Genomic DNA, 14,094 nt, shown 5'->3' with positions numbered 1-14,094 from the left:
GTCGGGTCGGGGCGAAGTACGGCCGGCGCGCGTACGGCTGGGCGCGGGGCGGCGTACGGCCGGTCGGCGCCGCAACGGCGTACGGCCGGTCGGGGCCGCAACGGCGTACGGCCGGCCGGGGAGCGGGCTGCTCCCCGGCCGGCCGTACGCGGCACGTGGGTCGGGTCCGGATCGGGTGGTGCCGGTCCGGCGGTCCGGCCCGGTGGTGCCGGTTCACGGGCGCGGGCTCGGTGGCACCGGTTCAGTGCATCGCGACGCCGGAGGTCTCGGTCGGCAGGTCGCCCGGCTTGGCCTTGACCACGAGGAGCGCGACCAGGACGGCCACCCCGGCGAGCGCGGCGCCGACGACGAAGCCGTGCGAGATACCGTGGGCGAGCACCGAGTTGGCGGCGTCGGTGTGCGGCGGGAACTCGCCCTTGTCCTTGAAGTAGGCCAGCTGGTCCGGGGTGGCGGACTTCAGGAACCCGGGGGCCTGGGCCTGGCCCTCGGCCTTGGCGTAGTGCGCGAAGACCGTGGTCAGGATCGAGAGGCCGAGCGAACCGCCGATCTGCTGCATCGAGTTGAGCAGGCCGGAGGCGGCGCCGGTCTCCTCGCCGGGCACGCCCGCGACCGAGAGCAGCATCACCGGGACGAAGATCATTCCCATGCCGAGGCCGAAGACCACCGTGGGGCCGAGCACGCCGTCCAGGTAGCCGCTGTCCTTGTTCATCTGGGTCAGCCAGCTGAGCCCGATGGTGACCAGCAGCGCGCCGCCCGCCATGAACGGCTTCGGCCCCCACGTGGCCTGGAAGCGGGAGGCGATCTGCGCGGCGGTGATGATCGCCACGCTGATCGGCAGGAAGGCCACGCCGGCCCGCACCGGGCTGTAGTCGAGCGGGCCCTGCACGAACAGGACGACGTAGAAGAAGATGCCGAACATGGCCGCGGCGATGCAGAGCATCATCACCAGGCCGCCGGTGCGGTTGCGGTTGGCGAACAGGTGCAGCGGGGTGATCGGCTGGGCGGTGCGGTTCTCGACCACGAGGAACGCGGCCATCAGGACGGCACCAGCCGCGAAGGAGCCGAGCGTGACCGGGTCCGACCAGCCGTCCGAGGCGGCCCGGATGAAGCCGTAGACCAGGCCGACCAGGCCGAGCGTCGAGGTGAGCGCGCCGGGCAGGTCGAACTTGCCGTCCTGGCGCTCGGACTCGGTGATGTAGCGCGGCGCGGCGATCGCGATCAGGATCGCGATCGGCACGTTGACGAAGAACACCCAGCGCCAGTTCAGGTACTCGGTGAGCACGCCGCCGGCCAGCAGGCCGATCGCCGCACCCGAACCGGCCACCGCCGAGAACACGCCGAACGCCTTGTTGCGTTCCGGCCCCTCCTCGAAGTTGGTGGCGATCAGCGCGAAGGCGGTCGGTGAGCAGATCGCGCCGCCGATGCCCTGCAGGGCGCGGGCGGCCAGCAGGAGGTTGCTGTCCTGCGCGAAGCCGCCGAGCAGCGAGGCCAGGCCGAACAGCAGGGTGCCGAGGACGAACATCCGGCGGCGGCCGAGGATGTCGCCCACGCGGCCGCCGAGCAGCAGCAGCCCGCCGAAGGTCAGCGTGTAGGCGTTGATGACCCACGACAGGTTGGTGGTCGAGAAGTTGAGCGCGTCCTTGATGTGCGGGAGCGCGATGTTCACGATGGTGGCGTCGAGCACCACCATCAGCTGGGTGGCCGCGATGACGGCCAGGGTGATGCCCTTGCCGCGCCCCTGGCGGACCGGTGGTGACGAAGTCTTCTTGAGCGTGTCGGTGATAGCCACGAATGAGCCCCCTGCTGGCTACGTGCTCGGTGCTGTGCGTTCAGCGCCCCCGCCGGCCCTGGTGTGCTGCCCCGTGCCGGCGGGACTGGGAGAGAACGGGATCGTTCACTAATCTGGGACGATAGCTTGGCCCCGATTGTGAACGCAAGCGTTCCTTAGGAGTGTTGAACGGTGGCGATGGATCGACTGGTGCGGCGCCTCACGACGGACCGTGCGTCGGGCCGGACGGCCGCTGGACCCGCGCAGGCGAAAGCGGGGCCGAGCCCGGTGCCGATGGTGCCGGTCGTGCCGATGGTGCCGGTCGTGCCCGCTACGCGGCCGGGCGAGGAGCCGGGCCCGGCGCCCGCGTGCCCGATGCGGATCGCCCGGGAGGCACTGGCGCGGCCGGGGCGGCGCCGGGGGAAGGAGTTGGAGAATGCGATCTTCGAGGCCACACTCGACCAGCTCACCTCCGGCGGTTACGCGCGGCTGACGATGGAAGGGGTCGCCGCTGCGGCGCGGACCGGGAAGGCCGCGCTGTACCGGCGCTGGGCGTCCAAGGTCGAACTCGTCATCGACGCCTTGGACTCCACTCTCCCACGCCCTCATGGCGTGCCCGACCTCGGGTCCGCCCGTGCCGAATTGCTGCAGCTCATCGAGGTGTTCGCGGACTCGCTGAACTCCCGGGTGGGCAGCGCCCTGCACGCGCTGATGGGTGAGCTGTCCCAGCAACAGGCCGAGGTCTTCAAGGACTTCATCGTCCAGCGGGTGATCGAGCCGACCAAGGAGACCATCCTGGACATCCTCCGCCGCGGCGCCGAGCGCGGCGACGCCCGGCCCGGCGCGGCCAACCCGATGGTCGCCGACGTCGTGCCCGCGATGCTGCTGTTCCAGGTGAAGGTCGGCACCCGGGAGTACCTGGCGCCCGACTTCGCGGTCCGGCTGGTGGACGACGTGATGGTGCCGCTGATCCGGAACCCGTAGGCGCTCTGGGGCCTTCCGGCTCCGGGGCCTCCCGTTCGCGGCTCGCCGGGCGGTGGTGCGCCTGGCGGTGGTGCGTCCGGCGGCCTGTCGGTGGTCCGCCCGGTCGCGCTCCGCCGCCCGGCCCGGCCCCCGTCGTGACGGGCTTAGGCTGGAGGCTGTCCAGCTGAACGGAAGCCGCCATGCCCATCGTCCCCCCGACGCACTCCGTCGAACGCTCGCTCCGCCGGGCCGGCGCCAAGGTCGTGGTCGGTCTGGACGAGGTCGGGCGCGGAGCCTGGGCCGGCCCGGTCACCGTGGGCGCGGCCGTGACCGGCCTGCGCCGGGCACCGGAGGGGCTGACCGACTCCAAGCTGCTCACCGAGCTGCGCCGCAGGGCGCTCGCCCCCGTCCTCGCCGGCTGGGTCACCGCGTACGCGCTCGGGCACGCCTCCCCGCAGGAGTGCGACGAACTCGGCATGACGGCCGCCCTGCGGCTCGCGGCCGTCCGCGCCCTGGAAGCGCTGCCGGTCGAACCCGACGCGGTGATCCTGGACGGCAAGCACGACTACCTCGGCGGCCCCTGGCGGGTGCGCACGGTGATCAAGGGTGACCAGTCCTGCGTCTGCGTCTCCGCGGCCTCGGTCCTCGCCAAGGTCCACCGCGACACGATGATGGCCGAGTTGGGCGAGGATCACCCCGCGTACGGCTTCGCCGACAACGCCGGCTACCCGTCCCCGGTGCACCGCGCCGCGCTGGAGGAGTACGGCCCCACCGAGCACCACCGGCTCTCCTGGGCGTACTTGGACGCGCTGCCCAAGTGGCGCCACCTCAAGCGCGTCCGGGACACCGGCGGTGCCGATCAGGCGTGCGCGGACGAACAGCTGACGCTCGGTTTCTGACGTTGCGTCGGGAATTGCCCCGGGTGGGGTGAGCAACTCCGCGGTGCCCGATGGGTGGGGCGCCCGTGCGCGTTCGACCGGCATTTGATAGATATCCGGGTATGCCTGTCTTCCCCGAGGAGCCGGAGATTCACGAGAGCCTCCCGGGCCCCGGCGTTCCCTTCCCCCGCGAGTCGGACGCACAAGCCCTCCACACGCCCGCCACCGGCGGCGCGCCCGCCCCCGCAACCACCACCGTCGCCGCACCGGCCAGGGTGCCCGGCCCCCGCCCGGCAGCCCCGCGCCCGGCCCCGGCCCCGGCCCCGGCGCGGGCCGCCGGCTCCGGCGCGCCGCGACTGATCCCCAAGCCCGGTCCGGCGCCGCGCCGCCAGACCCCCGCCGCACCTCAGGTCGAGGTCCAGCGGATCGCTGCCACCCCGGCACAGGCGCTCGAACGCGCAGACGAGGCGGTCGACCGGCTGTTGGACGGCGGCCGAGACCCGGGTCAGATCCTGGTCCTGACGGTCGGCGAGGCGCACCCCTGGCAGCAGCACGAGCTCTCCTTCGGCGAGGAGCGCTACTGGGCGCAGCTCACCGAGGGCGGGGACGTGTTCTACGCGGACGCCGCGCTGGGCCGCCAGGCCCGCCGCGAGGCGGTCGTCCTGGTGGTCAACGGGGGCCCGGCCGCCCGGTCCGCCGAGGCGTACGCCAAGGCGCTCGGCCACGCGACCGCGCTGCTCGTGGTCTGCGGGGACGCCGGTCCGACCAGCACCCGTGCGGCCGGAGCCGCGCCGGGGCGCCGGGTCGACGCCTGACCGTCCGACTGTCCGACTGTCTGATCGCCTGATCGCCTGATCGCTGGGCCGTCCGGCCGTAGCCGTACCACCCGGGCCCGCAGGCCGTTCCGCCGCACAGGCGGGACGGCCTGCGGGGCTTCCCGGTCCGCTCGGGTCACCGGGTGCGCTCGGGCGTACGGTCCGTTCCGGCCGTTCCGGCGCGCGGGTGGTGTCGGGTGCGCGGTCCCGCCGTCGCGGTCCGCCCGTCGCGGTCCGGGCTCAGCGGGTGCCCGTGCGCCGGGCCGGTTCGACGGCCGCCACCCGGGCGGGAGCCCACGGCAGCTCGGGCGGACGCTCGGACGGGCGGGAGCGCTGCGGACCGTCCGCGCGCCTGGCCTGCTCGGCGGCCTGCTGCCGGGCGCGCTGGCTGCGCGGGGCGTCGTCGAGCGCCGAGCGCGGCGGCAGCTCCGTCACGGTGTGCACCGGCCCCTCCGCCCACGAACCCGCGTGCGGATTGCGTCCGCTCCGTCCGTCCCCGAGGATCTGCCAGCCCGCCGGGGTGAGCCCGATGTACGAGCCGCAGCGCAGGCCGTGCAGCACGGAGGCGTCCCGCAGCGCCCACATCCAGGCGCCGTCCTGCTCCGACCAGCCGGGCGCACCCTCGCGGCAGCGCAGCAGGACGGCCGTGCGGGTCGGGTGGGCGAGCCGCAGGTCGTGCGGGGTGATCCGGCGCAGGTGGGCGAGCAGGGCGTTCCGGTGCTGCCAGCCGTCGGTGTCGTGCGGCCAGGGGGTGAAGGAGGCCGAGGCGGCGAGGTGGTGGAGCGCGTCCAGGACGGCGACCACGACCGTGCCCGGCTGGGGCAGGTGCCGCTGGTGCAGCTCCAGGACGAACTCGCGCGGGTCGCCCAGCAACGGAATCCCCGAGGCGGTCCACGTCTCCAGGTCCAGCAGCCGTCTGGGCTCTGAACTCCGGGCGAGGGGATGTGGACCTCGGTCGATGCCGTTGATCACGATCCTCCTTCCTGGCCCGAGGGCAGGCGGGTGTCCGGGTACGCCGAAGGACAGGTCCAGCGGACCGGGCTTCGGGTACTCTCCGATTCTCGCGGCATCAGGGGTGAAGCGGCAATGACGAAATGATGAACGCCATCAGATGGCTCTGTGTCTGGCAGTTGCGGGCCGCCACTCCCCGTGTCGCCCCCGCCCGGGTGTCGACCTTGATCCGGGCCGCTCGGGGCGCACGCTGAACCGCTCGTCGCCTGGTGACAGCTCTCATTCGTTCGAGTGCCCTGTGTGATCGAAATCGCTCGGTCTGGCTCCTTTCCTTGAGCCATTCGAGTGAATGGCTCGGGCGATGTTCTCCGGCCGGCGCTCTGCCTTCCGGCCCGACCGGCGGCTGCCGGTCGCCGGTCGGGCCGCCTCCTCGTCCCTCCTGTGCGATCGCTCCGTCCTGGCCGCTCCCGCCCCGTCACTCCCGCCCGGTCACCCCTGCACGGCCAGCACCAGCGGCAGCACCGCGCCCGCTCCCGCCCGGCGCAGCAGCCGGGCCGCGACCGTGACCGTCCACCCCGAGTCGACCAGGTCGTCCACCAACAGCACCGGCCCGCCCGCGGCGGCCACCGCCTCCTCCAACCCGGGCGGCAACACCAGCGCGCCGGCCAGCGAGTGCAGCCGCTGGGCGCTGTTGCTGCGGGCCCCGTGCGGCGGCCGCCCGTCCGCGTACTCGATCCGGCCGAGCAGCGGCATCCGCCCGATCTCGGCGATCCGCGCGCCGAGGGTGCCGACCAGCTGCGGGCGGGTCGAGGAGGCCATCGTCACCACGCCGACCGGCCGCTCCAGCCGGGTGCCCTCCGCGGTGGCCGGGCCGGCCCAGCCGCCCGGCCCCCGGGCCCAGTCCGCGAGCACCGCGACCAGCGCGTCCACGACCTCGCCGGGCACCGGGACGTCCGGTGCCTGCTCGGCGAGCAGGGCGCGCAGCCGGTTGCCCCAGCCGATGTCGGACAGCCGGCCGAGCGCCCGGCCGGTCTCCGCCTGTTCGCCCGCCGGGATCCGGCCCTTGAGCGGCACACCGAGCGCGTCCATCCCGGTGGGCCAGAGCCGGCGCGGCTCGAAGCTCACGCCGGGGCGGCCGAGGGCGGCCCGGGCCGCCGCCAGCGTCTCGGCGGAGACGTCCGGGGTGTGCAGCGGGCCCGCGCAGTTGTCGCACCGCCCGCACGGCGCGGCCTGCTCGTCGTCCAGCTGCCGGCGCAGGAACTCCATCCGGCAGCCGGTGGCCGTCGCGTACTCGCGCATCGCCCGCTGCTCGGCCTCCCGGGAGGCCGCGACCTTGGCGTAGCGCTCGGTGTCGTACGCCCAGCTCTGCCCGGTGGCCGTCCAGCCGCCCTTGACCCGGCGGACGGCGCCGTCCACGTCGAGCACCTTGAGCATGGTCTCCAGCCGGGCCCGGCGCAGGTCCACCCGGGGCTCCAGGGCGGCGGTGGAGAGCGGGCGGCCGGCCTCGGCCAGCGCGTCGATGGTGCGGCGCACCTGCTCCTCCGGTGGGAAGGCCAGCGAGGCGAAGTAGCGCCAGATCGCCTCGTCCTCGCGCCCGGGCAGCAGCAGCACCTCGGCCCGGTCCACGCCGCGCCCGGCCCGGCCGACCTGCTGGTAGTAGGCGATCGGCGAGCTGGGCGAGCCCAGGTGCACCACGAAGCCGAGGTCGGGCTTGTCGAAGCCCATGCCCAGTGCGGAGGTGGCGACCAGCGCCTTGACCCGGTTGGCCAGCAGGTCGGCCTCGGCGGTGCGGCGCTCGGCGTCCTCGGTGCGGCCCGAGTAGGAGGCCACCGGGAAGCCGCGCTCGCGCAGGAAGGCCGTCACCTCCTCGGCGGCGGCGACCGTCAGGGTGTAGACGATGCCCGAGCCGGGCAGCCGGTCGAGGTGGTCGGCCAGCCAGGCGAGCCGGTGCGCCGGGTCGGGCAGGGCCAGCACGCCCAGGGTGAGGCTCTCCCGCTCCAGCGGCCCGCGCAGCACCAGGGCGCGCGCGTCGCCGGCGCCGGTGCCGAGCTGCTCGGCGACGTCCGCGGTGACCCGGGCGTTGGCCGTCGCGGTGGTGGCCAGCACCGGGACGCCGGCCGGCAGGTCGGCCAGCATGGTGCGCAGCCGGCGGTAGTCGGGGCGGAAGTCGTGGCCCCAGTCCGAGATGCAGTGCGCCTCGTCGACGACCAGCAGGCCGGTGGAGGCGGCCAGCTCGGGCAGCACCTGGTCGCGGAAGTCCGGGTTGTTCAGCCGCTCGGGGCTGACCAGCAGGACGTCGACCTTCCCGGCCGCGACCTCGGCCTGGACCTCGGCCCACTCCTCGGTGTTGGCCGAGTTGATGGTGCGGGCGTGGATGCCGGCCCGGCCGGCCGATTCGACCTGGTTGCGCATCAGCGCGAGCAGCGGCGAGACGATCACCGTGGGACCGGCGCCGCGGGCCCGGAGCAGGGCGGTCGCGATGAAGTAGACGGCGGACTTCCCCCAGCCGGTGCGCTGGACGACCAGGGCGCGGCGGTGGTCGACCACGAGGGCTTCGATGGCCGTCCACTGGTCCTCGCGCAGGGCGGCGCCGGGGCCGGCCAGCTCGCGCAGGACGGCCTCGGCCCGCGCCCTGACCTCGGCGCGGTCGGTGGTGGCGGTGGTGTGGATCTCGGGCTGCTGCATGGCGTCCATGTAACCCCGAGCCGCCGACAGGGGGCGAATGCCGACCTCGGCGGGGAGCGGAATGCGGGGTGGAGGTCATCCGTTCATCTGCTGAACGTCCGTCAAAATTCACTCGACGGAGTGGGTTTGATGTACTCCGAATGGGCGAAGAGGAATTCGGGGCCGGAGTTATCCACAGGAAAGCGAATGCTTCGGCGGCGTCGTCGGATCGCGCGCACTCTTGCGGCCATGAACGCGATGAACAACGAACACGTCATCCTGTCCCTCGGCCCGGCCTCCGGCCACCGGCCGGTGATCATGCGGGGCCCGGCCGACATGGCCGAGCTGCTGCCCTACCTCCTGGGCTTCTACCCCGACGACAGCATCGTCGCGGTCGGGCTCCAGGGCCCCGACCTGCATCAGGGCGGGGTGATCCGGGCCGACCTCCCGGCCGACCCCGCGCTGTGGCCCACCGCGGCGGACGAGACGGCCGCCCTGCTGGTCGCGCTCTCCGAGCGGCACGGCATCCGTCCGCTGCAGGTGCTCCTCTACCTCTGCCGGGACTCGGCCACGCCGCACGCCCCGCCCGCGGTGGACGGGCTGCGGCCGCTGTCGGACCACCTCCGCGCCGCCTTCGGGCGCAGGGGAGTGGCCGTCAAGGAGTCGCTGTGCGTCTCGGACGGCCGCTGGTGGTCCTTCCTCTGCCGGGACGAGGGCTGCTGCGACCCGGCCGGCAACCCGGTGCGCAGCGGCCCCGACCCGGGCCCGGCGGCCGCCGCCGCGACCGTCGCGGGGCTGGTGCCGCGCGGCAGCCGGAAGGCGATCGTCGGCGCGCTGGCCCCGATCGACCCGCCGGGGGCCGGTGCCCAGCGCGAGGCCCTGGGCCGGGCGGTGGCCGCCGCGGGCGCCGTCACCCGGGAGCAGGGCGCCGCCCTGCTCGACCAGGTCTTCGCCGAGTTCGCGGCCGGAGCCCGGGAGGTAGACGAGGAGCGGGCGGCCCGGCTGCTGGTCGCTCTGCGGGACCGCCTCACCCGGGACCGCGGCGTCGAGTACGCCCGGCCCGCCGAACTGGCCCCCGCCGAGCGGCTCTGGCGGTTCCTCGCCCGGCGGGCCGTGCCGCCCTTCGAGGACTGCGCGGCCGCCCCGCTGACCTTGCTGGCCTGGGCTTCCTGGGTCGCCGGGGACTCGGCGACGGCCCGTGTCGTGCTCGGCCACGTCCTCCGGCTGGCCCCGGGCTACCTGCTGGCCGAGCTGCTCTACGAGTCGCTGAACGACGGCCTGGCGCCGGAGGCGCTGATGGCCGCCGTGGAGGCTCAGCGGTGCCGGCGGGAGGAGCGGGCGCCCGGTCCGTCGCGGCCCGCCGACCGGCCGCAGGCGCCCGGAGCTCCGGAGCCGGGTGCTGCTCCCGAGGCCCCGGAGCCGGGAGACGCGCCCGCCGGGCGGTCCGATCCGGCGCCGGGCGGGCACCGGCGGCGCCGGGGTGTCCGGCGGAAGGGGGCGGCGCCTCGGCCGGGCCCGGGCGCGCCCGGGCCCGAGGGAACCGCCGGGCCGGCCGGGCCGACCGGGCCGGCCCCGGAGGGCGGCGGAGCGGGGCCGGTCGCCCTGCTCCCCGCGCCCGGGCCGGTGGCCGGGGAGACGGGGGCGACCGAACGGCGGCCCACCCGGGGCGTCCGGCTCGGCCGGTCGGCCGCCTGCGCCTCCACCGCCGACCGGTCGGCCACCGCGACCGGGGCCGGCACCGGCCTGCATCGGCGCCGCGGCTGCCGGCGGGAAGCGGGAGGGGGCCGCCATGCGCGCTGACCTCCTCGCGCCCCCGCCGGGGCGGCGCGCGCTACGCCTCGCCGTGCGCCATCTTGATCAGGCGGTCCAGCACCTTGCCGCCGCTCAGCCGCAGGCCGTCGTGCTCCCACTCGTTGGTGATCCAGACCCGCAGGCCCCGCACGGCACGGGCGGTCTCCAACGAGGCGGGGGTGTCGACGTACATGTCGTCGTGGTAGACCGCCGCCACGACGGGCACGGCGTTGGCGGCCAGCCGCGCCGGGTCGTACAGGTCGGGCCAGTCGGTGCGGGCGGCGAGCAGCTCCGCGGTCTCCTTCAGCGGGCGCAGCGCCGGGTCGGTGTCGAACATCCAGGGGTAGATCATCTCCCCGGTGAACAGCACCGGGGCGTCGGAGTCCAGCGCGGCCCGGGCGTCGAACTGCGGGAAGTCCTTGCGGAGCCGCTCGGCCGACCAGGCGGTGCCGCCCTGGTCCACCGACCGCTGCCCGTAGATCGACTCGTGCAGGACGGCGTACAGCGGGCCGCCCGCGAAGGACAGCTGGGCCTGGGCGCCGGTCAGGAAGGTGTCGGAGAGTTCGGGCCCGGCCGCGCCCTCCACCCAGGCCTCCTCCAGCAGGTAGTGCAGGGCGCCGGAGCCGCTGCCGCCGCCCAGCATCAGGCCGAGCGCCTGGAACGCCTCGACGGTGAGCAGCCCGCCGTCCGGCAGGGTCGCGGGCTCGGCGGCGAGGTGCGCGGCGATCCGTCGTACCGCCTCGACGTCCTGCGGGAAGCGGGCGTAGTGGGCCTCGTTCTTGCCGACCACGCGCGGGTAGGCGGTCCGGTAGACCTCGTCGGCGGGGGTGGTCAGGCCCGCGAGGCCGCCGGTGATGAAGGCCTCGGTCAGGCCCTCGGGGGCGATGGAGAGGTAGGTGAGGGTGCAGAAGCCGCCGAAGCTCTGGCCGAGCACGCTCCAGCGCCGGTCGGCGCCGAGCAGCCGGTGCCGGATCAGCTCGGCGTCGCGCACGATCGAGTCGGCGCGGAAGTGCGCCAGGTAGTCGGCCTGCTCCTGGGGGCCGCCGCGGCGGGCGAGCGACTGCCGGTTCGCGGGCGTGGACCGCCCGGTGCCGCGCTGGTCGAGCAGGAGCACCCGGTAGTCGTCCAGGGCGCGGTCCAGCCAGGAGTCCCGGCCGAGCGGGCGGGCGGCCTTGCCGCCGGGCCCGCCCTGGAGGAAGAGCAGCCAGGGCAGGTCGTCCCGCTCGCGGCCGGCGGCGACCACCTCGCGGGCGTACACCGCGATCTGCTCGCCCTCCGGGGCGGCGTGGTCGAGGGGCAGCTGGAAGACGTGGTCGGTCGTGACAATCCCGGGCAGCCGGCTGGCGGTGGACATGCAACTCCTCGGTCTCTGCTGGTCACAGCGGTGGTGTCGCGATTCACGGGATCGCCGGGTGCGGGCGCCGCGACCCCCGCACCGTATCCTGACCGCGGTCGAGCGGCCGTTCGACCACCACCACCCACGTCGAGCACCGGTCGTACTGTCGGATCCGTATGCGAACGGCCCATGCGGCGCGGCCCCGGCAATGGGTGGACGGCGGCGGCAGCACCCGAGTGACGGGCCCGGCCGGGCGGGGCCGCGGTTGCCCCGCGGCGTGACCTGGAGGCCGCCTGCGGCGTTCACCCCGGGGGCCACGTGCCCGGACGGCGCCCGTCCGGACACCGCTCCCCGGGCGGTACGTGCCACCTCGCCGGGGCGTTCGCGTCCCGGGGCGACGGGCCCGACGACGTCCGGGCCGACCGGCGGGCCCGCGGTGTCGGCCCGTAAGGTCGGCGCGGCGCCGGTACCGGCCCGGTACCGCGCACGGCACGACCGGCGCCACGCACGGCGCCACCCGGCACCGGGCACGGTCGAGCACGGCAAACGGCCTGCGGGGCACCCCGCCGACCCGGCACCATCAGCAGGCGATCGAGCATGCTCGCGGCCCACCGGCCAGACCCGGCCACCGGACCGCCGAGGGGAGGAGAGTCCGGTGACCGCCATGAGGCCACCACGGGCCGTGCCGGCCGAGAGCGTGGCCGGCGTGCCGAGACCGGCCGGCCGGCCCGACCAGGCCCCGCCCGCCCAGCCCTTCGGGCCCGCCACGCCCGGCGGTGCACCGGTCGGCGCACCCGTGGGCCCGGGCCGCCCGATGGCCCCGCCGCGCCCCCAGCCCCCCGCCGCCCACCACGCGGTGCTCTGCGTCAACGCCCCCGGGATGGCCGCCTCCGGCCCGGACGGCCAGCTGCGCGGCCACGGCCTGCACGGCTTCTACCGCCACGGCGTCCGGGTGCTCGCCCGGATGGAGCTGCGGCTGGGCGGCATGGAACCGCTCCCGCTCCTGGGCACCCTGACCAGCACCGCCCAGGCCCGCTTCCTCGGCACCGTCCGCCTCCCCGGGGACCTCGACCCGGACCCGGCGCTCACCGTCGAGCGGCTGCGCCACGCGGACGGCGTGGAGACCGTCACGGTGCGCAACACCGGCGGCCGCCCGGCCCGGCTGCCGCTGGAGATCGCGCTCGGCACCGATCTCGGCCCGGTGGCCGAGATCGCCGCGGGCCACCGCCCGCCCGACCTGCCGGGCCAGGTGCAGTCCGCCGGGCTGCGCTGGACCGGCCCGGCGCACAGTGCCGTGGTCAGCGCCAAGCCCTCCCCGCACGCCGTCCTGGCCGGCGCGGGGGTGCTCCGCTGGGACCTGGAGGTCCAGCCCGGCGCCCGCTGGTCGGTCGAGCTGCGCGCCGAGCTGGAGAGCACCGCCGCGGGCCCGCGCCCGCCCGGCGGGCGCGGCACCGGCGTCCCGCTGCCCTGGGCCGAACCGGAGGTCCGCAGCGACGACCCCCGCGCCGTCCCGCTGGTCACCCGCTCCCTGGACGCCCTCGGCGGGCTGCTGCTCGCGGACCCGGACCGGCCGACCGACCTCTACCCGGCCTCCGGCGTGCCCTGGCGTTTCGGCCTCGCCCCGGCCGACGCGCTCTGGGCCGCCCGGCTGACCCTGCCGCTCGGCACCCGGCTCGCCGCCGGCACCCTCCGGGCGCTGGCCCGCCGGCAGCAGCTCACCGCCGCCCCCGGCCGCACCGAGGGGCTGCTCCCCGGCGCCCTGCGGCACGGCGGCCCCGAGCTGCCGCCCTCCTGCACCGCCACCGAGGCCACCCTGCTCTTCGTCACCGTGCTGGCCGAGGCCTGGCGCTGGGGCCTGCCCCGGGCGGAGGCGGTCGAACTGCTGCCGACCGCCGAGCGCGCCCTGGTCGCCCTGCGCGAGGGCCTGGTCGACGGCTTCGTCACCGATCTGAGCCGCCCGGCGCAGGACCATTCCGCCCACCCGGTGCCCGCCCGCGCCGAGGTCCAGGCCCAGGCCCACCGGGCCGCCCTGCACGGAGCCGAGCTGCTGGAGGCCTTCGGCCGCCCGGGTGCTGAGCAGTGGCGCGGCTGGGCCGCCGAGCTGCGCGGCCGCTTCCGCGAACGGTTCTGGATCGACGACCTCTCCGGCGGCCGGCCTGCCGCCGGGCTCGCCCCCGGCGGCCAGCCGCTGCCCGCCCTGGCCTCCTCCCTGGTGCACCTGCTCGACACCGGGCTCGCCGCGGACGGCGGCCGCCACGAGAGCCTGCTGGACCGCGAGCAGACCCGGCTGTTCGCCCAGCGCCTGGCCGCGCCCGAGCTGGACAGCGGCTGGGGCCTGCGCACGCTCAGCGCCAAGTCCCCCCGGTTCAACCCGCTCGGCCACCGCAGCGGTGCGGTGCGGGTGCACGAGACCGCGCTGGCGATCGCCGGGCTCGCCGAGGCCGGCCACGAGAACGAGGCCGGCGCACTGCTGGAGGGCCTGCTCGCCGCGGCGGCCCACTTCGACGGGCGGCTGCCCGAGATGTACGCGGGGGAGCAGCGCACCCCCGGTTGCCCGCCCGTGCCGCACCCGGCCGCCTGCCGCCCGGCGGCGGTCTCGGCGGCCGCCGCCGCGCACGCCGTGTTCGCACTCGCCGGGGTGCGGCCCGACGTCCCGGGCGGCCGGGTGCTGGTCCGCCCGGCCAGCACCGCGCCGCTCGGCGAGCTGGAGCTCACCGGGCTGCGGGTGGCGGGGGAGCCCTTCTCGGTCCGGGTCAGCCGGATCGGGGTGGCGATGGTGGAGGAGGCGCCTGCTGAGCTGCAGCTCGTCGCCCGCTGAGCCGGCGGCGAGCCGCCTGCGGCCCGCGGGCCGCCCGTGCGCGAACCGTGCGCGCGACGGGGCGGCGCGGGCGGCGCGGGCGGGGCGCCGGGTGCCGCGCGGCCCGGCCG

9 protein-coding genes are annotated in these 14,094 nt (G+C 76.0%); 5 read left to right on the top strand and 4 right to left on the bottom strand.

The window, feature by feature from the left end:
- Positions 1 to 241: 241 nt before the first annotated feature.
- Entirely contained in the window at positions 242 to 1,783 is a 1,542-nt protein-coding gene (locus ACPC54_RS26530; protein ID WP_498968350.1) for an MFS transporter, read from the bottom strand.
- A 309-nt stretch (positions 1,784 to 2,092) separates the two neighbouring features.
- On the opposite strand from ACPC54_RS26530, the gene ACPC54_RS26525 reads away from it, so the two are divergent.
- The 3 genes from ACPC54_RS26525 to ACPC54_RS26515 all read left to right on the top strand — a co-directional run bounded on the left by ACPC54_RS26525 (position 2,093) and on the right by ACPC54_RS26515 (position 4,424).
- Positions 2,093 to 2,752, top strand: a complete 660-nt coding sequence (locus tag ACPC54_RS26525) for a TetR-like C-terminal domain-containing protein (protein WP_498968260.1) — start codon at positions 2,093 to 2,095, stop codon at positions 2,750 to 2,752.
- Positions 2,753 to 2,931: 179 nt separating this feature from the next.
- Positions 2,932 to 3,630: a ribonuclease HII gene (gene rnhB / locus ACPC54_RS26520; RefSeq protein ID WP_498968258.1), complete on the top strand. Its 699-nt coding sequence runs from the start codon at positions 2,932 to 2,934 to the stop codon at positions 3,628 to 3,630.
- 101 nt (positions 3,631 to 3,731) lie between these two features.
- Positions 3,732 to 4,424 (top strand): hypothetical protein, encoded by a 693-nt coding sequence (locus tag ACPC54_RS26515; protein ID WP_498968256.1) that lies wholly within the window; start codon positions 3,732 to 3,734, stop codon positions 4,422 to 4,424.
- Between the two features lie 240 nt (positions 4,425 to 4,664).
- Here ACPC54_RS26515 and ACPC54_RS26510 read toward each other — a convergent pair whose 3' ends face one another.
- Both ACPC54_RS26510 and ACPC54_RS26505 read right to left on the bottom strand, forming a co-directional pair.
- Positions 4,665 to 5,396 carry a hypothetical protein gene (locus tag ACPC54_RS26510; protein WP_498968254.1) on the bottom strand — a complete coding sequence of 244 codons (732 nt, stop codon included), beginning with the start codon at positions 5,394 to 5,396 and terminating at the stop codon, positions 4,665 to 4,667.
- Positions 5,397 to 5,864: 468 nt separating this feature from the next.
- Positions 5,865 to 8,060 (bottom strand): RecQ family ATP-dependent DNA helicase, encoded by a 2,196-nt coding sequence (locus ACPC54_RS26505; RefSeq protein WP_498968253.1) that lies wholly within the window; start codon positions 8,058 to 8,060, stop codon positions 5,865 to 5,867.
- Positions 8,061 to 8,288: 228 nt separating this feature from the next.
- Here ACPC54_RS26505 and ACPC54_RS26500 point away from each other — a divergent pair, with 228 nt between their 5' ends.
- Positions 8,289 to 9,839 (top strand): DUF4192 domain-containing protein, encoded by a 1,551-nt coding sequence (locus ACPC54_RS26500; RefSeq protein ID WP_498968251.1) that lies wholly within the window; start codon positions 8,289 to 8,291, stop codon positions 9,837 to 9,839.
- A 31-nt stretch (positions 9,840 to 9,870) separates the two neighbouring features.
- Here the strand turns inward: ACPC54_RS26500 and ACPC54_RS26495 are convergent, their stop codons facing one another.
- Positions 9,871 to 11,184 carry an alpha/beta fold hydrolase gene (locus ACPC54_RS26495; RefSeq protein WP_498968250.1) on the bottom strand — a complete coding sequence of 438 codons (1,314 nt, stop codon included), beginning with the start codon at positions 11,182 to 11,184 and terminating at the stop codon, positions 9,871 to 9,873.
- A gap of 646 nt (positions 11,185 to 11,830) precedes the next feature.
- Between ACPC54_RS26495 and ACPC54_RS26490 the strand changes: the two genes are divergently transcribed.
- Positions 11,831 to 13,984 (top strand): amylo-alpha-1,6-glucosidase, encoded by a 2,154-nt coding sequence (locus tag ACPC54_RS26490; RefSeq protein ID WP_498968349.1) that lies wholly within the window; start codon positions 11,831 to 11,833, stop codon positions 13,982 to 13,984.
- Positions 13,985 to 14,094 lie beyond the last annotated feature (110 nt).

This window comes from Kitasatospora sp. NPDC094028 (assembly GCF_049543595.1).
Lineage (GTDB): Bacteria > Actinomycetota > Actinomycetes > Streptomycetales > Streptomycetaceae > Kitasatospora.
Note: the sequence above shows the minus strand (reverse complement) of the source record. Positions and strands in the feature narration are given on the sequence as shown.